Below are 22,031 nucleotides of genomic sequence, written 5' to 3' on the forward strand. Positions count from 1 at the left end.
GTTGAAGATTTTTACACACTGCCGTGTAAAATAGCATGCTTAGTTGTTTTGTTTGTAAGGACAAGATTTTTAAATCAAGTGATTTTAATAATGATGTTGATTTCGTGTTGAGGAAAACCTATTTAATAAACCTATTTTTTAATCAACATAGCTTAAAATAAATATAGACGAATGTTCCAATTGAGATGGTTTATTGCGTTGATATTTAGTGTTTTGTAATAAATAAAAATATTAATTGAATATGGGTGTTTACACAGTTTTTCATTATAAAGGAAGTACTAACAATAGATAATTTTTAAATACTATAGCATTGACTAAAACAGTCCATTTTATTTATATAAGTATGATGGTGTTAGTGACAATATTGGTGACCATATATCTTTTTTATACCGGATACACCTATTATTTAACACCCTTGGAAGAGCGGTTTTATCATCCAAACCATAATTGGTTTAAACCCAGTGGTATTCAAGGTCAGGGTTTGGGTATCATAGGAACCTTCTTGATCGTATTTGGGGTTACCATATATATTCTAAGAAAACGATATAATTTACTAAGCAGATTTATCAGACTAAAATACCTGCTTGAGTTTCATATTTTTTTATGCACCGTAGGGCCTATTATGATTCTCTTTCATACAGCGTTCAAGTTTGGAGGTATTGTATCTATTGCATTTTGGAGTATGACGGCGGTGGTGCTTAGTGGAGTTTTAGGGAGGTTTATTTATAACCAAATCCCAAGAACCATAGAAGGTAGGGAATTAAGTATTGGCGAGTTGAACAATATGAAAACAAACTTGGCCGTATCGCTGCACCAGAAATATAATTTAGAGAGTAATACCATTGATATCGTTTCAAACTTAATGAGTGAAGAAAACACGGACGATAGCGGTAAAAAATTGAGCTATTTAAAAAAGGTGTTGGGGCGTAAAGACGTTTCTAAAACGGATCGCAAAGAGATTTTAGGCATTGCAAAAAAGGAGTTTTCATTAACTAAAAAAATTGCAAGACTTCAAAAAATGCAAAAACTATTTAAATACTGGCATGTGATACATATGCCTTTTGCAATTATCATGTTGGTAGTTGTAATCATCCATGTGGCGGTAACGCTTGCCCTTGGTTATAAATGGATATTCTAATGAACGAGGTATTGCTGGAACAATTTATAATTTACGGAACCGTGTTTGCGCTTTGTGCAATCACCTTGTTTTTTTATACCCGTAAAAAAAAGAAGAACTATACCAAGACCAAGGAAAAAGTAAAATTGGCTAAAATAGAAGGCCTTTTTGAACCTGTTTCCCTACATCCGTTTATAGATTTAAAAAGTTGTATTGGTAGTGGTGCCTGTATAACCGCATGTCCTGAAAAGGACATTCTTGGGATTGTAGATGGTGTGGCAACGGTAATAAACACCTCCAATTGTATTGGTCACGGTGCCTGTTTTCATGCTTGTCCCGTAGAAGCGATTTCCCTTAGAATTGGTTCGGAGACCAGAGGTGTGGATTTGCCGCATGTCAGTGAGGATTACGAAACCAATATAAAGGGAATGTACATTGCTGGTGAACTTGGTGGTATGGGCCTTATTAAGAATAGTGTTGAACAAGGCCAAATGGCGGTAAAAAGTATGCTCAAATCAAAGAAACCCTCAAAAGAAGGTGTTTTGGATTTGGTCATCATTGGTGCTGGACCAGCAGGAATTTCCGCGTCTTTGGCAGCGAAGGAAAATAACATGACCTCAATCACTTTAGAACAAGATTCTTTAGGGGGTACGGTTTATACTTTTCCAAGGTCAAAAATAGTGATGACCGCGCCCATGAACCTACCCTTATATGGTAAGGTTAAATTGTTCGATACCAATAAAGATGAACTCTTACAGATCTGGAAAAAAGTAATTGCTGAACATCAATTGGATGTACGAGAACATTCTAAAGTTGATAAAATTGTCCCTATAGAAAATGAAGTATTCAAGATTGTTACCAATACTGGCGAAGAATTTTTATGTAATCAAGTGCTGCTTTCAATCGGTAGGCGTGGTACGCCCAGAAAATTAGGGGTTACAGGGGAGGAAAGTCAAAAAGTGGCCTATAGGCTTCTAGAGCCAGAATTAATTAAGGATAAAAAAGTAATAGTAGTAGGCGGTGGTGATTCCGCTATTGAGTCGGCTATGTTGTTAGTGGATGCCAATGAGGTAATTCTTTCTTATAGGAAGGATAAATTTTCTAGGCTGAAACCCAAAAACAGAGATAAAATCCAAGAGGCTGAAAGCAATAACATTATAAAGGTCATTTACAATTCCAATTTGGTTTCAATAAAGGATAAAAGTGTACTCATGACTATTGATGGGGGAGAACCAGAAGAATTCGAAAATGATTTGGTGTACATTTTTGCCGGTGGGGAACTGCCCACTAGCTTTTTAGAAAGTGCCGGAGTGAAAATAACCAAGCGCTTTGGTCATATTATGAAATCGCATAAATAATATTGAGAAATATAACGAAACATATAACCCTCATTTTGATGCTGGTAATAGGTGCGATATACGGCCAAATTTCACCTGGTGACTTGACCGATGCGCATGCAGATTTGGAGGGTATAAGCAATTGTACCCAATGTCATGAATTAGGGAACAAAGTGTTGGACCGTTTGTGTTTGGAATGCCATACGGAAATACAGACTATGGTCAATAAAAAAAGTGGTTATCACGGCAATACAGAAGTGGTAAAAAAAGATTGTGCGGAGTGCCATGGTGAGCATAATGGTAGAAAGTTTGATATGATGCGGTTTGACGAGGATGCTTTTGATCATAATCTCACCGGATATGAGCTAGAGGGGAAACATGAAACAGTAGATTGTCGCGAGTGTCACACACCAGATAATATTCAAGATTTGGACATTAATAAGAATAAGGAAACATTTTTAGGCTTGGATGAAGCTTGTTTATCCTGTCATGATGATTATCATCAGGGAACCCTTGCCGAAGACTGTAGGCAATGTCATGATATGCAAGGTTTTGAACCTGCACCATTATTTGATCATGCTGATGCAGAATTTGTTTTAAAAGGAGAACATATAGATGTAGACTGTATAGAATGCCACCAAATTACGACCCAGAACGGATTTGAATTTCAGGAGTTTACAGGTATTGAATTTAATGATTGTGTGAGTTGTCATGAAGATAAGCACAACGAACAATTACCTGGTCAGTGTGCTCAATGCCATACGGAATCCTCTTTCAATGAATTTGCCGGAATGGATAAATTTGACCACAACCTTACTCGATTTGAATTAAAGGGTAGTCACAAGACCACGGACTGTTTTAATTGTCATACACCTACGTCGGAGCCACTTTTGGTTTTTCAAGATCAAAGAAATGTCAATGAAAATAGTTGTGTTAGTTGTCATGAAGATGTCCATAATGGATCCTACGGTACCAACTGTGTAAAATGCCATAGGGAAACCAGCTTTTTGTCTCTTAGGAACATGGATTTCTTTGATCATAATGTTACAGATTATCCGTTGGAGGGAAAACATACAGAAGTAGATTGTAGGGAATGTCATGAAAAAAGGTTTTCAACACCTATCGATTTTAGTGCATGTAATAATTGCCATGCCGATTACCACGAGGGTGAATTTACCGAAAATGAAATAACACCAGATTGTGTAACCTGCCATTCATTGGAAAAAGGATTTGATTATAGTCTGTATACCTTGGAGCAACATCAGGAAACAAAGTTTCCGTTAGAAGGGGCACATGTAGCAACGCCATGTTTTGCCTGTCATGTAGATGAAAGAAAAGATAGGTGGACTTTTAGGGAAATGGGGACAGATTGTGTGGATTGCCATGAAGACATCCATCAAGATTTTATAGATGAAAAATTTTATCCAAAAGATGACTGTAGGTATTGCCATAGTAATAAGGCATGGGCCGATGTTCCTTTTGATCACTCAAAAACAGATTGGCCGCTAGATGGCAAGCATTTGGAAGTGGACTGTAGGGAATGTCACTTTACTGAAAATGAAAATAAACCCAAAGAAATAGTCCAGGAATTCGCCAACCTAAATTCGGAATGTTATGCATGCCATGAAAATGTTCACGGGACTGTTTTTGAGGAGGATGGGATTACGAATTGTATAAGCTGCCATGTAACGGATAGCTGGTACCCCAAAAGATTTAATCACGATATGACGGATTTCCCGTTGGAAGGGGAACATGATAAAATAGCCTGTAGTTCATGTCATGAGGTCACCAATGCAGCAGGTGAAGTTGAAACGATTTATAAACTAGAAAAATTCAGATGTATAGACTGTCATTTACAATAGCATTTTTATTTGGGTTATTTCTAGTAAATGCCCAATCGCCACATGGTGAAAATTTTAGGGTGGCCTGTGAACAGTGTCACGACCCTTCTGGGTGGACTATTGATTTTAATTCCCTGCAATATGACCATGATAAGACTGAGTTTCCTTTAGAAGGTTCACATCAGATGGTAGATTGTAAGTTATGCCATGAGGATTTGACTTTTAAAGGAGCTCCAATGGATTGTGCCACGTGCCATACAGATGTTCATAGTCAATCTGTGGGTAATGATTGTGTTCGTTGTCATACTTCAGAATCCTGGTTGGTAAATAATATTCCGGAAATTCATGAAGAAAATGGATTTGCTTTGGTGGGGTCACATAGTAATTTAAGCTGTATAGAATGTCATACATCTGAAACGGCCTTGCGTTTTGATCGTATTGGGAATGATTGCATCAACTGTCACCAAGATGATTATGCCAATACACAAAGTCCAGACCATCAAGCAGGTGGGTTTTCTATGGATTGTACCGAATGTCACAATCCAATGGGTTTTGGCTGGGATTCACAAAGTATAAATCACGACTTTTTCCCGTTGACACAAGGTCATGATATTCAAGATTGTACACAATGTCATACCACAGGAAACTATGCAGATGCTTCTCCGGAATGTATAAGTTGTCACCAAGAGGATTATGCTGCTACGCAAGACCCTAACCATCAAATCAATGGTTTTTCAACCGATTGTGCTTCTTGTCATACAACCGCTCCAGGTTGGAAACCGGCAACTATTAACCATGACTTTTTTCCTCTAACGCAAGGTCATGATATTCAGGATTGTATCGAATGCCATACCAATGGTACCTATGCTGGTCTTACCCCTGATTGTGTCAATTGTCACCAAGAGGATTATAACGGTACGCAGGACCCAAATCACCAAACAACTGGTTTTTCTACCGATTGTGTCATTTGTCATACGACCAATCCAGGGTGGACCCCGGCAACCATAAACCATGATTTTTTCCCTTTGACACAAGGACATGACATACAGGATTGTACCGCGTGTCATACCAATGGCACCTATTCGGGTCTTTCCCCCGATTGTGTAAATTGTCACCAAGCGGATTATAACGGTACCCAGGACCCTAATCACCAAACCAGTGGTTTTTCAACAGACTGTGCTTCTTGCCATAGTACCAACCCAGGATGGTCACCAGCAGTAATAAACCATGACTTTTTCCCGTTGACTTTGGGGCATGATATTCAGGATTGTACCCAATGCCATACCAATGGCACTTATGTAGGGCTTTCCCCGGATTGCGTCAATTGCCACCAAGAGGATTATAACGGTACCCAAGACCCAAATCACCAGACCAGCGGTTTTTCAACGGACTGCGCATCCTGTCATAGTACCAACCCGGGATGGTCTCCTGCGTCAATAAATCATGATTTTTTCCCATTGACACAAGGACATGACATTCAGGATTGTAACCAATGCCATACCAATGGTACCTATACTGGACTTTCACCGGACTGTGTCAATTGTCATCAAGATGATTATAACCAGACCACTGATCCTAATCACCAGGCAGCAGGTTTCCCAACCGATTGTGTTTCGTGCCATACAACGGCTCCTGGTTGGAGCCCTTCGACTTTTGACCATGATAATTATTTTCCCATTTATTCTGGAAACCACCGTCAAGGCGAGACTTGGGATACCTGTATAGAATGCCATACTACACCAAACAATTTTACGGTTTTTGACTGTATACATTGCCATCAGGATGACCACAATACAAATCTGGGCAATCAAAGATGTTATGAATGCCACCCTAATGGCAGAGAATAAGTTTGCATGAAAAAACTATTAAATTTTATAATGGCCTTCATGGCACTGGTGCCTATTATGTCTGGTCAAGAAATTGATAAGACGTTAACGGGTAAGGTAACTTTTGTGACCTCCCAGAATATCTATGTCCGTTTTACGGACACAGAACCAATAGCAATTGGTGATTCTTTGCAGCTAAAAGCTAGTAGTGCATCTTGCTTGGTCGTTACCAGTAAATCTACAACCTCTTGTGTTTGTGAAATTATAAATGGTTGTGCTGTAGAAAAAGGAGATGCCGTTACTTATAACGTTATACCTAAAAAGAAGATTGAAGCACCTAAAATTGTAAAGGAGGAATTAACTTTAGGAACGACCGATTTAGCAGAAGAGGAACCCTTTTATAAAGAAGATATAAGAGGTAGGATATCCGCCAGTAGTCAAAGCATTATTGCGAGTAACAGGGATGATCGCCATAGATTTATGGGAAGGCTTTCCTTGAACGCAGATCATCTACGGAATTCTAAATTTTCATTTAATACTTATTTAAACTATCGGCAAATATTAGATTCTGGTGAAAGTTCTTCACTTCGACAAAATAGTCTTTTCAGAGTCTATAATTTAGCGGCACATTACGAAGTATTGCCCTCTTTGTCGGTAATTTTAGGAAGAAATATCAATCCAAAAATATCATCATTGGGTGCTATTGATGGACTACAGGCCGAAAAGTATTTTGGTAAAAAATATATAGGCGCCATTGTTGGTTTTAGACCTGATATTTTTGATTTTGGATTCAATTCCAACTTACTGCAATATGGCGGTTATGTTGGTGTTGCAACAGATAGTGACGATTTATATTCCCAGACTACTTTAGGGTTTATACAACAGCAAAATAGCGGTGAGATAGACCGTAGATATGCTTATTTTCAACATAACAGTACCATTTTAAAAAACTTGAACGTTTTTTCATCATTGGAGGTAGATTTGTTTAGCAATTTGAACAATGAGGTGAGTAATGATATTAGATTGACCAATTTGTATGTTTCCGCTAGATATCGATTCAATAGAAAGCTAAACTTGTCACTGTCTTATGATTCAAGAAAACGCATTTTGTATTATGAAACCTTCCAGACAGATATTGAAAGATTGCTGGATAATAATATGGCACGTCAGGGAGCACGTGCCCGTATTAATTTTAAACCTTACAAGGGTATAATGGCGGGCGCCAGTTACAGTAAACGATTTCAGAATAATAGTGAAAACAAATCGGACAATATAAATGGGTTTGTTACTTTTTCTAGATTGTCAAATATTGGAGGTAGACTCTCCCTATCATATAACAGAAATGATTCCAATTATTTATTAAGTAATATTGGTTCCGCACGTTATTATCGCGATTTTTTACGTGGAAGATTAAATACCAATGTTTACTATAGATATGTGCATTACGATTATGTGAATATGCTCAATACTTTTGATCAACATTATATGGGAGCTGATGTATCCTATAACATTACAAGAAAACTATTATTCAGTATTTCAGGGGAGTATACTATGTATAACCAAGAAAATAACATAAGGATTTTTACAAGATTAATACAACGATTTTAAATTTTATATCATGAGAATTAAATTAAATATAGTAAGCGTACTAGCTATTACGGTAATGGTTAGCTCCTGTAATAATGGACCAAAGGTCATTGCACCTTCCACAGAATCAGATGGAGTTTCCGAGTCTAGCGGAAGTGGCATTTTCGCTCCTAATCCAGATATTCAGGTCACCCAAAATAATACGGGTGCCTTTAATGAAGATTTACATAAAGTGGTGGTTAAGGAAGTGCTGCCTACAGACCGTTATGTATATTTAAAAGTTATTGAGGACTCAAACAAACAATTTTGGATCGCTTCTAGAAAACAGGAAGTGGCCAAAGGGGATGTTTATTTTTACAGAAACCCACTTTTGAAAACAAATTTTGAAAGTAAAGAGTACAATAGGGTATTTGACACCATTTACCTGGTTACCAATTTAGTTGCAGAAGACCATTCCAAACATGTGGGCCAATTAAATACTGCGACCAGTAGTCCTACCATGGAGAAAGTTAGGGTTGTAAAAGAAGATATTCCTACCCATACGGATAAAAAAGTTGAATTTAAAGGAGCTATTAAAATTTCTGAATTGGTAAAAGACCCCAAAAAATATGAAGGGTATTCCGTTCAAATTAACGGAAAGTGTGTAAAGGTCAACCCTAATATTATGCAGCGCAATTGGCTCCATATCCAGGATGGTAGTAAGAATGACTTTGATTTAGTAGTTACCTCAAGTTCATTTGTTCCAGAAGGTTCGGATATCACTATTAAGGCTACCGTAAGTTTAAATCGAGATTTTGGCGCAGGTTATAAGTACGACCTGATTTTAGAAAACGGTACCTTGATTAAATAGTTATTTTAGATTAGGATATTATTTTAAACTTTCGCTTTTTAAGGTACGCTAAGGTGCTTATAATTACTATTGTTACTACAACAATATATACCCAATTCGGAATAGGAATGGGGTCTCCAGTAGCATAAGAATGTAATCCGGATAAGTAATAGTTTACACCGTAATAGGTCATAAGTACGGATGCCAATCCAAAAATTGTGGCAACATTATAAGCAAAAAGGCCTGTTAACTTTGGTATAATACGCATATGTAGAATAAATGCATATACCAAAATAGTAACCAAAGCCCAGGTTTCCTTGGCATCCCAGCCCCAGTATCTTCCCCAAGACTCGTTGGCCCAAACACCACCTAAATAGGTGCCGACACTTACCATAAATAGTCCACCTATTAAGGTAAGCTCGCTGATATAGGACATTTCTTGTATAATTCGTTTAATTCTATCCATATTGGATTCTTTCAAGAAAATCATGAGGACAAGATTAATTAAGCCTATGATGGCACCTAGCATCAAGAAACCATAACTACCTGCTTCTAAAGAAACGTGAATGGTTAGCCAATAGGATTTTAAGACGGGAACCAAAGGCGTAATTTCAGGATCAAGAAAACTTAAGGTAGAAACCAATAAAATGGTTGCCGCTAATACCATGGTTGCGGCAAGCCCTCCAAAAGATTTTCTTGTAAACAGAACACCTGCCAATGTAGAGGTCCAGGCAATATAGATCATAGATTCATAACCATTACTCCAAGGTGCACGTCCGGAAACGTACCAACGTAGACCAAGCCCTATAGTGTGCAGTACAAAGCCAATTACCACCAAGGCAAATAAAATTTGATACACCTTTTTAAGTTTGATATTTGGTTTAAATACGGAGAGGAACAGGAAAAACAATAATGCCAGGCCTAAAAGAAAATAGAAGATTGCCAATCTGGTAAACACATTCATTTTGTTCAACAGAATTTCAGCATTTAATTTTGTATCTGAAGGTAGCACCTCACCACCGTTATTCTTCTGGTAATCCTTTAGCTCAGTAAGTAATAGGTTAGCCTGATCATAGTTATCACTAGTAATTCCGGACTTTAATGCAGAAGCATAGGCATTGAAAAATTTATCGGCCACATTATTTTCATGATTATGACCGTCGTTTTGGCTGTGATTATGGGTTGAATTGGATACCCAAGTATTATTTGGGTCACCAGGATTTGGAATAATTTTTAAAAGTGACCCAGAAAAGGCCATACTCAGAATATTGATACGTTCATCAATTTTCATGAGTTCTTTTTCATAGACCCCTTTATCAATGGGATCCAAACTATAGATCCTACGCATTTCTTCCCGTAGTTTATAGGTGCCATTTTGGTCAAAGAAGTCTTTGTATGCGGCATAATCTTCCGCAACACTTAACAATTTATGAATGTTTTGATGTTTTCCCAATTTGATGATCGGTGCGCTGTACCACGCTTGCTTATTCGCAAAAAGACTCAATATAATCTGGTCAGCACTTAACCCGTACATACTTTCCTTACGGGCCAATTTCCGCATAATTTCCCGAGAGAGGGTATGCATAGGTTTCATCCTTCCTTTAAAATCCTGCACTACCAAAGAACTGAACTCGCTGGCATGGTCTGCTTCAACTGCATTTTTAACAAAAGATTCTTGAGCATTCGCGGATAAAGAAATAAACAGGACTAGGATAAAAGTGCCGCTCTTTGCTCTAAGTTTTTTGATTTTTTGGGTGACTTGGTAAAAACGGGTGTTCTTATTGAACAGAGTCCATAGCATACCTATGGTCAATAGGGCATAGCCTATGTAGGAAATCCAAGTACCCCAAAAATCGTGGTTTACACTTAAATAGGTTCCTTTCTCATCTTTGTCAAAAGATGATTGAAAGAAACGGTAGCCATCATAATCTAATATATTATTCATAAAAATGCGATAATCAAAGCGTTCATTGTTTCTGGAATCCATAAGGGTAACTTCACTCGCATAGGAAGAGGCACTGTTAGTACCAGGATATTTTTCAAGTATAAATTCGTTGAGTTTTATTTGAAAGGGCACAACCACTTCTTTGGAACCATAGGATACCGAGATGTCTAAATTATTAAAGTTCAATAGCTGAGGTCTTCCTGAATTTCCTCTACTACCGTACACCATAGCTTCCTGCGAATTACCATTAACGGATATATCCATTACTACGGCGTTTACGCTCTCGTTTTTGATTTTTGAACTTTCAGAAACCATTTGAACTTTACCACTTTTCATAAATTTTGAAAACACCACATTTGTACTGCCATCAGAGTAAAGTGATCTTAAGCGCAAAGGGTTATAGGTATTGAAGCCCATAATAGTGTCCTTTTGTTGTGTGGCCATTACGGTCTGTGTAAAGGTTCTATCGGAAGAAAAAAATAATGAATCATTGCGTAAAACAATGTTGAAAGCATTGGGTAGTAGCGTTTCCTTGAAATTATATACAAAATTGCGGATGCGTTTTGTTTGACCTTGATTGATGAAATACTCTTCCCTTCCATTTGCCCCTGCAACTACAATTTGTATAGTAGGTTTACCGTCAATACTCTCGACCAACCTTTGTTTGGGGTTGGGTATAAAATCTTTGACTTTTATCTCAACAAGATCATCACCAATTAAATAAGATTCACTCCAACTATTATTTCCTAAGGAGGCGAACAAAACAGGTTCTTCAAAATCATAGGTTTGCCCAGCTTTTGACACCTTAAATTTCAAAAATGAATTGGATGATAAAAAGCGGTTGGAAGCATTATTTTCTCGAATATGCATAACACCCTCAAAACCAAAGTATCGTGTTACACCCGCACCTATTAAAATGATAATGATGGACGCATGAAATAGTAATAATGGCCATTTCTTTTGAGGAATCATTCGGAACTTGAAAATATTCACAATAATGCTAATACCGAATAATAGAAGTAAGAGTTCAAACCACCAAGATTTGAAAATGACCTTTTGTGCCGCACTGGTGCCAAAATCGTTTTCCACAAAAGTGGCGATAGCTATGGCTGCGGCGAATAGTAGTATATAAAGTCCGGCAGCTCTGGTGTTAAAAAGACTAGAAATAAGTTTTTTTGATTTCTGAAAGATGTTCAACATGGTAAAATGACTGGCAATTAAGAGTTTGTGTGGAAAGTAAAATCAATTGACATAAACAATTGGTTTATTGCTATACTATTTTAAGATTAAGCAAAACCAAAAATTTAATGCCCTTCTTTTTAGTATAACAGCCGAAAGTCTAGAATTACTCAAACAAAATCCTTAAAATCTAGGTTATGGAGTACTTGAAGTCTTTCACAACAGAAAAGGGTAGAAAAAATATAAAATTCAAATCAATTAATACTGTTTAGACACTCTTATCTTAACGTTTATACAACGAAAGCGTCGAAACGCCTTTCGGGTAGATCAATTCGGTTACCTATTTTGAAAAAATGATTGTAACATATTGTTTATTAAAGGAATAGGTTAGGGGCTCTAGCTCTGAAACGATTCGAACTTTTAATTTTAGCAATGTTCAAAGTAAATATTACTTCATTTTCCAAATTTACTCTAGCGTGTAATTATCCACAATCATAATCTGAACATGTATATTTTAATTATTTTATAAGTTCGAATATAGTTTGGACTATAAATAAATTCAAATAAGTAATATCGGCTTTCAACTTCAATAGTCAATTCCTTTGTGTAACCAATCTACAAAATTACTTGCTGCAGCATTCATATTATGGGCAATACCCAATTAATCTTTTAAGAGACTTTCTAATGCGCGTTTCGATACTTTCATATACATAAAGATTGATTTGACAACAAAATATAAGTAATTTCTTACATTAGTTGCGATATTTAAATTGATTAATATGAATATCAATTATTTGAATTATGTCCGAATTCTCAAAACGTAGAGTAAACATTGTTTACAAGCTTTCCTTATTGACCATGATTATTTCAGTGCTCTGGTTTTTTTTAGCACGAAGTTCGGAATTGTTCGAGTTGAGCAACTATATCGGGGTAACGGTCCCTTTTTTTGTGTTATCTGCGGTAATCTCGAAGAGGGGGAACCTGACTTTGGCCAGATTTATTTACCTTATTGTCTTTAATTTGAGCGTTGCCGTAACCTCTTCCTTTATCGGTAAGGCCGGTAGCGTGGAGTTCATACTAATGTTCGCCATGGGGTTACCTTTTTTATTTTTTTCATTTCGAAGGGAAAGATTGTATATCCTGATTTTTCCATCGTTATCAATGGCGCTTTGGTCTCTTCTGTACGCAACTGATTTCAACTTGTTTACAACTACGAAGCTGGATGAACTTATGGCCGGAAGGTACGTTTATCCTATTTCCATTCTCACCACTTCAATTTTCACTACTTATCAATTGGTGTTCTTTTCGGTCATTAACCTCCAATTTTTTTCGAGGATTCATAGTGAACGGGAAAAAGCCATCGAAGCATCCAATGCCAAGTCCAAATTCTTGACCATGATGAGCCATGAGATTCGGACACCGTTAAATGCGATTACCGGGCTTTCACATATCTTGGGGGATACGAACCCTAGAGAAGATCAACGGGAGAACATAGAGGCATTGAATTACTCGGGGAAAATATTACTTAACTTACTGAACAACGTATTGGATTTTAGTAAAATGGAATCCAGTGGAATACAACTCAATCCGATTCCCGCCGATATAAAAGCAGCTGCGAGACAGATGAAACAGATACATGGTCCCGCCTGTTTGAAGAAGGGAATTTCCTTGGAACTGGAAATTGATGAAGAACTTCCAAGTGTATGGTTGGATATAGACCGTTTCAATCAGGCGATAAACAATCTGGTCTCCAATGCCATAAAGTTTACAGAAAAAGGAAGTGTGACCTTAAAAATTAAGAAACAGGAGGAAAAAACTGGGAGTATACATGTTCGCATCGAAGTCATTGATACTGGATTCGGTATTGCGCAGGAACAATTGGAGACTATATGGGAACCGTTTACTCAGGCTTCTACGAGTACGGATCGTTTTTATGGTGGCACGGGACTTGGCCTCCCCATTGTCAAGAGCGTTTTGGAAGCTATGGATTCAACAGTAAAAATTGAAAGCGATGTAGGAATCGGAAGTCGCTTTTACTTTGATCTCGAATTAAAGCTGGCCTCGGATGGAAGATTGGACTATGACACTGAAAAAAAAGAGCGGAATCTCAAGGGCAGAAGAATCTTGTTGGTAGAGGACAACAAAATCAATATCATGGTTTGCAAACAGGTATTGGAGAAGGCAAACCTAGTTGTTGATGTTGCCTTTGATGGGCTAATGGCTGTCAATATGGTAAGGAAGAACATTTATGATGTCGTCCTAATGGATATTCAGATGCCGGTAATGGACGGATACACTTCGGCAATGGAAATCAGAAAATTCAATACCACTGTACCGATATTGGCCCTATCCGCCTCTGTATTTTTAGAAGTAAAGGACAAGATTCTTCAAAGTGGAATGAACGGTTTCGTATTTAAACCCTTCAATCCAGAAGAACTGTTCAACAGAATCGAAGAGGTGATGGATATGCCGATGGCCTCCTAATTTTAAAGGGAAGAGTAGCGGGTTTTAGGTTATATGGAAAAATACCTTTCGCATAATAGTTCTTAAAATTCCAATTTAAATTGGTTCAATTACCAAAAGATCAATAATGTAGTTGTCAAGAGATACGGCCCCTTGATGGGTTAATACCCAAAGTGAAACAACTACTTTTTCCTTTTTTACATTAAAGGTTTCATCTTTTTTAAGGGGCGCAGTAACCCTTAGTACCAGACTTGGTATCCAGACCAAGATCACCATAAGTGTTTAAAACTCCTGAACTAAGATTTCTGGGTGAGGGTTTTGCTGAGCTCTTCCAAGGATATTCCTTTTGTTTCCGGCATCATAAACTTAACGAACAACAGTTGTAGCACCATCATAAGGGCAAAGAAGGTAAATACCATTCCGGCACCTATAGTGGAGAACAAAAATGGTACTGCCGCAGGGATAGCGGCTGCTAAAATCCAATGTACTGAAGAGCCAAAAGATTGGCCACTACCCCTTAAATGATTAGGGAATATTTCAGAAATAAATACCCAAATAATGGTCCCTTGACCAATGGCATGGGCTGCAATGAATATAAAGAGGAATATCGGCACGGCCATGCCTTGCCATCCAAAGAAAAATGCGCAGGCCACTAATGAAAGCGAAATAATATAGCCAATAGAACCGATATACATTAACTGTTTTCTTCCTAAGCGGTCCACAAGGTTTATACCCAATAGGGTAAATAACATATTGGTAATGCCAATACCTACACTGCTCAATAGCGCAGTGCTCTCTCCCAGACCAGCTTCTTCAAAGATTCTGGGTGCGTAATATAAAAAGGCATTAATTCCCGAAGTCTGATTAAAAAACGCGATAAGAAAGGCAAGAATCAGTGGAAAGCGATACTTTTTCATGAATATGTTTTCATGGCTTTCTGGCTGTACATCGTTTTTTTGAATTTCTGAAATCATCTCTTGTACATCCCCTTGTGGATTAATGATCTTGAGTATTTTTCCCGCTTCTTCATCTTTACCGTTCATCAATAACCACCTTGGGCTTTTGGGTACGGTTAAAATGAACAACGTGTAGATTATGGCCGGGAAGGCCTCAACTCCTACCATCCATCGCCAATCATTTTCACCTATACCACTTAGGAGATAGTTCGATAGAAAAGCCACAAGAATACCAAAAACAAGACTAAATTGATAAAAACCTACGAGCTTGCCTCTGCTGTTTGCCGGTGATATTTCTGAGATATAGGCTGGAGCGGCAATAGTAGAAACACCAACGCCAATACCTCCTAGGAAGCGGAAAATGGCAAAAGTTAATGGGTCATTGGACAGGGCAGACCCAATTGCGGACGCGGTATACAAAATTCCTATAGCAATCAAAGTATTTTTTCTTCCCCATTTGTCGGTAGGGATTCCTGCGAAAATAGCACCGATTACAGTTCCCCAAAGCGCACCGGACATAACTACCCATCCATGGAAGACATCGGAACTTTCCCAAAGTGCTTGCAATTTTTTATCGGCACCGGAAATAACTACGGTATCAAACCCAAACAAAAATCCTGCTAATGCGGCAGTGATTGACCAAAGTACAATTTTGTTCATCTTTTTATATTTTAAAACCTTTAAATATAGTAAATCAAACCCGTTAAATCTTTAAGCAAATCCGCTACTTTAGTTCATTGGGATTGATAATTTTGTAAAAAAACAAAAATGAACGATTTGAAAAACAAGGTGGCCTATATTACGGGAGGCACTAAGGGTATAGGATTAGGAGTTGCAAAATCTCTTTTGAATGCAGGAATAAAAGTGGCTATTAGCGGAAGGTCGGATGCCAGTGTACAAAAAGGACTTAAGAGCTTGAACAATGAAAATACTATGGGAGTAGTATCTGATGTTAGCAACATCGAGGATGAAATGAATGCTATTAGTCAAATCATAGCTAAATGGGGGCATCTAGATGTAGTCTTGGCCAATGCCGGGGTCGGTAATTTTGCTCCAATCGATGAAATGACGGAGGACCAATGGCATCAGATGATAGATACGAACTTAAATGGTGTTTTTCATACCTTAAAGGCTTCAGTTGAAGAGCTTAAAAAGACCAAGGGTTATTACATGACGTTGGCAAGTTTGGCGGGCACAAACTTTTTTGCTTCTGGAGCAGGTTATAACGCGTCCAAATTTGGAGTAGTTGGTTTCACACAGGCCGCTATGTTGGACTTAAGAAAGTATGATGTTAAAGTCACTACAATAATGCCAGGCTCAGTAGCATCACATTTCAATAATAATGAGCCGGATGATTCAGATGCTTGGAAGATTCAACCCGAGGACATTGGCCGACTTGTTCTGGACTTATTGAGGATGCATCCAAGAACTTTACCCAGTAAAATTGAAGTAAGACCCACAAGACCAGATAAGAAATAGGCTAAACCTCTTTTTCAATAAAAGGAATTTTTGGGTCAAGGATTTCCTCAATCAAACTAAAGAGTAATTGCTCAAATTCTTGAACAACGGCTCTATCTATGATGGGGTTCTTTTTTGTGTCCCGAACGGAAGTTTTTTTACAGAATAGCATTACACCTTCTTTCAAGTTTTTAATGCTTATAATCCCTGCATAGATGTTTTCAGATTCATTGGTCTTCAGAAACATATAGGAATAACAGAGTAATTGAAAGGCTTTGCTAAAGTCATAATTTTCTATGATATCACTCCAATTGATAACCTCTAAATTTCTCTTTTCTACCTTCCCTGTTTTGTAATCTATGATTCGGGTTATTCCATCGAAAGTATCGATACGGTCCAATTTTCCTTTAAGAATTATATTCTTATTGGAGCCCGGTAAAGTAACCGCTACATGTAGCTTTTTCTCCAATCCGAGGATTTTAATGGTATGATGGGATAATTGTTCAATTTCGTTATCCACAAAGTTTTGGATATACTTAATAATGACATTGTAAGCTATAAGGTTTTTACCGCTATCATAGGCTCCATCCAAATATGTTTTTTTAAAGTTGGTCCGTACTAAGGTTGTTATCCTTGTCCGTGCGTCTTTAAGATCATCTTTGAGAATTTCCTTACCTAGGAAAGGAGTGTAGAGTTCCTCCAGCGTGTCGTGTATTATGGTCCCCATTGTATTTGCGGCAATATTTTCCTCAACGTCATCTGAATCTTCTATCCCCATTAAGTTTCGCTTGTAGAAGTCTAAGGGGTTTCTAATATAATTGCTCAGTGAACTAGGCGAGAATCCTTGGATAGCATAGGCATTTAGCATTTCCAGTAAATTTTGAGTTTTATGCACCTCCCTCTCAATTTTTTTTATTTCCTGGATTTTAGGTGCTAGAACCCTTTCGGTTACATCTTTACGGTTTTCATCCGTAAGAATTTGGGTTATTAACCTACTTTTCTCCCCACCTTCCAAGACATCCGGTTCTGTGTTGTAGATAAGAAATACTTTTTTTGCTCGTTGAATAAGTCTATAAAAGTGATAAGTGTATACGGCATCCTTCTCTTTATAGGTGGGTAACCCATACTCTACTTTTAAATCGAACGGAATAAAGGAGTTGTTAGATTTTCCAGAAGGTAATATCCCTTCATTTACGGAAGTTAGAATTACAGTTTCAAAGTCTAGATTTCTACTTTCCAACATCCCCATAATCTGTAGGCCTTCTAAAGGATCTCCTTGGAAGTCCAAGGTTTCCGAGGCGATGAGCTGTTGGTACAGACTTTTTAAGCTTTTAAGCGAAGTTAGATACTCGTACTGATCAATTAAATCCTTAATTTGATTGAAGAGCGTATTTATTTTAAAAAGTTGCTCCAATGCCAAATGGTCCTCGGCTTCCTCAAATATATCTTTAAACGTTAAAATTAAAGTATTACATTTTGAGACATAGGTCTTTGGATTTTTATATGTAGAGAATAAAGATGAAATAATTGTTGAACGATTGTCCAAAAGCTCTTGGATTTTTTTATCGGATAAATAAATCCAGTTTTTATGATAAATATTGTTTATTATGGCACCCACATCTATGTTACAAAATTTTAGAAGTGCTACCGAAAAGGGATTGTTCAAGAATTTGGTAAAGTCTTTATAGAACCAACCTCTTTTTGTTTTGGATAGATGTAAATCTATGAAGGAAGTAAAAAATGTGGCTATTCCTGAAAGTTCCACTTTCTGCCCCATTGTAATGTTGATGTCTGGAATACTTTTTGGAATGCTGTGTAATAAGGGATTTAATAAGGATTCATCCCCGAGTATAACAGCGGTATCCTTTAATCCTTTTGGATTTTCTAGTGCCATTCTTTCCAATAGACTTCCAACGTATTTTGTTTGGGCTATATTTTTTGGCACACCTACAACTTGTATTTCTTTGGGCTTAGAATAGTATGTACTTATACCCTGGGTCTTATTGGATTTTAGGTACGGCCATGAATTTTTGTGTTTTCTTATAAAAAGTCCTGCATCGTGTAATTTATCTTTTAGAAAATATTCGTCTATATCCCAATATATTTTTGAATTAGAATTGGCAAGTATTGTTTGAATGATATTACTTTCTGCAGTATTTATGGCGTTAAAGCCCATGAAAATATGGGATTTATTAGTATTCGCCACATAATCAGTAATTTTTTCAGAAGCTTTTCTGTAAACGAGTCCTTGGTGGCCTGCCTCATTCTTTAGGAGGTTAGAATTGTAGGTACTATAAATTTGGTTTAATTGTTTCCAGAAGTGTAGATAGTTTTCCATTAAGGACGTTCTATCTTTTTGTAGGGACCAATGATTAACTTCTTGGATTGCCGATAAGCCTGAAAATAAGGATGAAGTGTCAACAAGGTATCTGTCTAATTCATTGATGTCCTGTAACAGGGTTTGTCCCCAATTAAGAAAGGATTCGAAAGACTCTTTTTCATAGGTGCCAACTTGCAAATAGGCTTTATAAAGCTGAAAAAGTTGTTGGGTTTGAGAAGCGTAGGATAATCCAGAAATATTTTCAACAAACTCTTCGATACTATATATGCCGGGTGAGACTATTGTTTTACCTATTTTTTTAGAAATGATTTTTTTTAAAAAAGTCCCAGCTCTTTTACTAGGAAGGACATAGATACATTGATCAATATCAACTCCCATATTGTATAATTCATCAATGACCTTTTCAAGAAAACTTACCATTGATGTAAAAATAAAAAAGCTCCGCGTTATGCGGAGCTTTTATTGTATTAAAACACTTAATGTTTATATAAGGTGAACTTATTTTACTAAGTTAATTTCTACCCTTCTGTTTTGTGCTCTACCAGCTCTTGTATTGTTAGTAGCAATTGGCTTGTCTTCACCGTATCCTACAGCTGATAATCTGAATTCTTCGATTCCTTTGTCTACTAAGAATTCTTTTACAGAAAGAGCTCTAGACTCAGAAAGACTTTGGTTCAATTTAGCACTACCTACACTATCAGTGTGACCTTCAACTGTAAATTTAGCAGTTGGATATTCATTCAAAATTTGGATGATATCAACCATTACAGAAGTAGACTCAGCTTTGATAGAAGATTTACCTGTATCGAACAAAATTGTTCTTGCGTACTCGTTCAATTGTTTCTGAACTTCCTCGGTAACTTCTGGACAACCAGCGTTAGCGACAGTACCGGCAACGTCTGGACATTGATCGTCTTTATCAAGAACGCTATCTCCATCACTATCAGGCCATGGGCATCCGTTATTTTCAGATGGACCAGCTTCGTTTGGACATTCATCATCCTTATCAGCTACACCATCTCCATCAGCATCTGGGCAACCAGCTAGAGCGGCAAGACCAGCTTCGTTAGGACAAGCATCGTCCTTGTCAGCTACACCATCACCGTCAGCATCTGGACAACCGTTCATTTCTTTAGAACCAGCTTCGTTAGGACAGCTATCTTTGCTGTCTTCTATGCCATCACCGTCTGAATCTGGACAACCGTTGAATGCTTCAAGACCAGCAACTTCTGGACAAGCATCATCTTTGTCATATATACCGTCTCCATCCGTATCAGTACCTCCAAATTTAACAGAGATACCAGCTAAATGTTGAAAATGCTTAACTCCGTAATCTTCGAAAGCATGTTTGTAAGTAGACTGTAAGGTAAGGCCAATATTTTCTGTGAACCAAAAGTTGATTCCAAGACCACCATTAACAGTACCAGCTCCGATTTCATCTACCCAAGTGTAACCACCACCTACTTCGATGAAAGGATCAATAACCGATTCTCTTTTGATGAAGTCATATTTTATTGTACCATCTATAGCATAGTGAGATAAATCATCAACGCTAACGTCACCTAATTTGCTGATTTTGTTTAGGGAACCTCTGGCTCCGATAGAAAAACCATCACCAACACTTTTCGATATCCCAACATAAGAGATAGAAGGAAGAATGTTCCAATGATCGTTGACATTAAAGAATTCATTACCAAAAGAACTTACATCCCCAGTTGGATATACGTCTATGGCGTTAGCCCCGAACTGCACTTGCCAAGGATTATTCTCGTCTTGCGCTTGTACGTTGTTAAAACCTACAACAAGTAGGGCAACAACCAATAATTTGCTAAGATGTTTCATGTTCAAAATTTTAAGTTTTAAGTGTTTATTAGCTGCAAATGTAAGTTGTTAAATATTATTAACAAAATCAATTTCCTGTTTTTTTAACTCATTTAATAGTATAAAATGCACATTTAAACGACATTTAGTTCCCTTCCTACTTTTATAAAAGCATTAATTGCTTGGTCCAGATGTGTTTTTTCATGGGCTGCTGATAGTTGCACACGTATTCTCGCCTTGCCCTTGGGTACCACAGGATAGAAGAATCCTATGACATAAATACCTTGCTCTAATAGTTTTTCTGCCATCTGTTGCGATAGTTTTGCATCATATAACATCACAGGTACAATCGCAGAATCGCCGTCTATAATGTCAAAACCTGCTTTTTTCATGCCTTTTTTAAAATATGCTGTATTGGCCTGTAATTTATCTCGTAGGCTGGTATCGTTAGCCAACATTTCAAAAACTTTAATGGATGCGCCTACAATAGCTGGGGCTAAAGAGTTTGAAAACAGATATGGTCTTGATCGTTGTCTTAGTATTTCTATGATTTCTTTTTTTCCTGTAGTATAACCACCCATTGCACCGCCCAAGGCCTTTCCTAAAGTACCGGTTACAATATCAATACGCCCCATTACATTTTTTTCTTCCAGAGTTCCAATGCCTTTGGGACCAATAAAACCTGTGGCATGACATTCGTCTATCATTACCATGGCATCATACTTATCGGCCAAATCACAGATTTTATCTAAAGGGGCGACCAAACCATCCATGGAAAATACACCATCGGTTACTATGATTTTAAACCGTGCTCCACTTTCATTAGCTTTTTTTAGTTGACTCTCCAAATCCTCCATATCACTATTTGCATAGCGATATCTTTGGGCTTTACATAGTCTTACCCCGTCTATTATGGAAGCATGGTTTAAAGAATCTGATATAATGGCGTCTTCAGCCGTAAGTAAAGGTTCGAATACACCGCCATTGGCATCAAATGCTGCGGCGTATAGAATGGTATCCTCGGTTCCATAAAAATCGGCTATCTTATTTTCTAATTCCTTGTGGATGTCTTGAGTACCGCAAATAAATCTTACGGAGGACATTCCAAAGCCATGGGAGTCCAAAGTATCTTTTGCCGCCTGGATAACATCTGGATGTGAAGAAAGCCCCAAATAGTTGTTGGCACAAAAATTAATAACCTCCTCTCCTGTAGAAATTTTTATTACCGCATCTTGGGGAGAGACAATAATTCTTTCCTTTTTATAAAGGCCGTCTTCCTTTATCTGTTCTAGTTCTTCCTGAAGGTGTTCTTTTATTTTTCCGTACATATT

Annotated in this window: 13 protein-coding genes; 8 read left to right on the forward strand and 5 right to left on the reverse strand. The window is 37.5% G+C overall.

All coding sequences use genetic code 11. The features are described 5' to 3' along the window. Positions 1-343 precede the first annotated feature (343 nt). Genes PP182_RS04785 through PP182_RS04810 form a run of 6 tightly spaced genes read left to right on the forward strand, consistent with a single transcriptional unit; the run spans position 344 to position 8,558 of the window. Positions 344-1,138, forward strand: a complete 795-nt coding sequence (locus tag PP182_RS04785) for a hypothetical protein (protein WP_272650197.1) — start codon at positions 344-346, stop codon at positions 1,136-1,138. Next, a complete protein-coding gene (locus PP182_RS04790) occupies positions 1,138-2,475 on the forward strand; it encodes an NAD(P)-binding domain-containing protein (RefSeq protein WP_272650198.1) in 1,338 nt (445 codons plus the stop codon). The genes PP182_RS04785 and PP182_RS04790 overlap by 1 nt, the downstream gene beginning before the upstream one ends. 38 nt (positions 2,476-2,513) lie before the next feature. After that, positions 2,514-4,316 (forward strand): hypothetical protein, encoded by a 1,803-nt coding sequence (locus tag PP182_RS04795; protein ID WP_272650199.1) that lies wholly within the window; start codon positions 2,514-2,516, stop codon positions 4,314-4,316. Then, positions 4,292-6,142, forward strand: coding sequence for a cytochrome c3 family protein (locus PP182_RS04800; protein ID WP_272650200.1), 1,851 nt, complete (start codon positions 4,292-4,294; stop codon positions 6,140-6,142). The genes PP182_RS04795 and PP182_RS04800 overlap by 25 nt, the downstream gene beginning before the upstream one ends. 6 nt (positions 6,143-6,148) lie before the next feature. Then, positions 6,149-7,729, forward strand: coding sequence for a hypothetical protein (locus PP182_RS04805; protein ID WP_272650201.1), 1,581 nt, complete (start codon positions 6,149-6,151; stop codon positions 7,727-7,729). A 10-nt stretch (positions 7,730-7,739) separates the two neighbouring features. After that, positions 7,740-8,558 carry a GW dipeptide domain-containing protein gene (locus PP182_RS04810; RefSeq protein WP_272650202.1) on the forward strand — a complete coding sequence of 273 codons (819 nt, stop codon included), beginning with the start codon at positions 7,740-7,742 and terminating at the stop codon, positions 8,556-8,558. 10 nt (positions 8,559-8,568) lie between these two features. Here PP182_RS04810 and ccsA read toward each other — a convergent pair whose 3' ends face one another. Further along, positions 8,569-11,682, reverse strand: a complete 3,114-nt coding sequence (gene ccsA / locus PP182_RS04815; RefSeq protein ID WP_272650203.1) for a cytochrome c biogenesis protein — start codon at positions 11,680-11,682, stop codon at positions 8,569-8,571. Between the two features lie 780 nt (positions 11,683-12,462). Between ccsA and PP182_RS04820 the strand changes: the two genes are divergently transcribed. Further along, on the forward strand, positions 12,463-14,145 hold the full coding sequence (locus PP182_RS04820) for a response regulator (RefSeq protein WP_272650204.1): 1,683 nt from the start codon (positions 12,463-12,465) through the stop codon (positions 14,143-14,145). Between the two features lie 275 nt (positions 14,146-14,420). Here PP182_RS04820 and PP182_RS04825 read toward each other — a convergent pair whose 3' ends face one another. Then, on the reverse strand, positions 14,421-15,740 hold the full coding sequence (locus tag PP182_RS04825) for a sugar porter family MFS transporter (RefSeq protein ID WP_272650205.1): 1,320 nt from the start codon (positions 15,738-15,740) through the stop codon (positions 14,421-14,423). Between the two features lie 108 nt (positions 15,741-15,848). Between PP182_RS04825 and PP182_RS04830 the strand changes: the two genes are divergently transcribed. After that, a complete protein-coding gene (locus tag PP182_RS04830; RefSeq protein ID WP_272650206.1) occupies positions 15,849-16,559 on the forward strand; it encodes an SDR family oxidoreductase in 711 nt (236 codons plus the stop codon). Position 16,560: 1 nt separating this feature from the next. Here the strand turns inward: PP182_RS04830 and PP182_RS04835 are convergent, their stop codons facing one another. The 3 genes from PP182_RS04835 to kbl form a co-directional block, all read right to left on the reverse strand. Continuing rightward, positions 16,561-19,299, reverse strand: coding sequence for a PD-(D/E)XK nuclease family protein (locus PP182_RS04835; RefSeq protein WP_272650207.1), 2,739 nt, complete (start codon positions 19,297-19,299; stop codon positions 16,561-16,563). A 78-nt stretch (positions 19,300-19,377) separates the two neighbouring features. Continuing rightward, the gene (locus PP182_RS04840; protein ID WP_272650208.1) at positions 19,378-20,721 is read right to left on the reverse strand and encodes an OmpA family protein; all 1,344 of its coding nucleotides are present in this window, start codon (positions 20,719-20,721) and stop codon (positions 19,378-19,380) included. A gap of 113 nt (positions 20,722-20,834) precedes the next feature. Further along, positions 20,835-22,028 (reverse strand): glycine C-acetyltransferase, encoded by a 1,194-nt coding sequence (gene kbl, locus PP182_RS04845; protein WP_272650209.1) that lies wholly within the window; start codon positions 22,026-22,028, stop codon positions 20,835-20,837. Between the last annotated feature and the right edge of the window lie 3 nt (positions 22,029-22,031).

The organism is Maribacter sp. PR1, assembly GCF_028464145.1.
Classification (GTDB): Bacteria; Bacteroidota; Bacteroidia; order Flavobacteriales; family Flavobacteriaceae; genus Maribacter.

Excerpts from the sequence above, each read along its gene's own strand:
- PP182_RS04785 (WP_272650197.1), top strand. The coding sequence starts at position 344 with ATGATGGTGTTAGTGACAATATTGGTGACCATATATCTTTTTTATACC.
- PP182_RS04790 (WP_272650198.1), top strand. The coding sequence starts at position 1,138 with ATGAACGAGGTATTGCTGGAACAATTTATAATTTACGGAACCGTGTTT.
- PP182_RS04795 (WP_272650199.1), top strand. The coding sequence starts at position 2,514 with ATGCTGGTAATAGGTGCGATATACGGCCAAATTTCACCTGGTGACTTG.
- PP182_RS04800 (WP_272650200.1), top strand. The coding sequence starts at position 4,292 with ATGTATAGACTGTCATTTACAATAGCATTTTTATTTGGGTTATTTCTA.
- PP182_RS04805 (WP_272650201.1), top strand. The coding sequence starts at position 6,149 with ATGAAAAAACTATTAAATTTTATAATGGCCTTCATGGCACTGGTGCCT.
- PP182_RS04810 (WP_272650202.1), top strand. The coding sequence starts at position 7,740 with ATGAGAATTAAATTAAATATAGTAAGCGTACTAGCTATTACGGTAATG.
- ccsA (WP_272650203.1), bottom strand. The coding sequence starts at position 11,682 with ATGTTGAACATCTTTCAGAAATCAAAAAAACTTATTTCTAGTCTTTTT.
- PP182_RS04820 (WP_272650204.1), top strand. The coding sequence starts at position 12,463 with ATGTCCGAATTCTCAAAACGTAGAGTAAACATTGTTTACAAGCTTTCC.
- PP182_RS04825 (WP_272650205.1), bottom strand. The coding sequence starts at position 15,740 with ATGAACAAAATTGTACTTTGGTCAATCACTGCCGCATTAGCAGGATTT.
- PP182_RS04830 (WP_272650206.1), top strand. The coding sequence starts at position 15,849 with ATGAACGATTTGAAAAACAAGGTGGCCTATATTACGGGAGGCACTAAG.
- PP182_RS04835 (WP_272650207.1), bottom strand. The coding sequence starts at position 19,299 with ATGGTAAGTTTTCTTGAAAAGGTCATTGATGAATTATACAATATGGGA.
- PP182_RS04840 (WP_272650208.1), bottom strand. The coding sequence starts at position 20,721 with ATGAAACATCTTAGCAAATTATTGGTTGTTGCCCTACTTGTTGTAGGT.
- kbl (WP_272650209.1), bottom strand. The coding sequence starts at position 22,028 with ATGTACGGAAAAATAAAAGAACACCTTCAGGAAGAACTAGAACAGATA.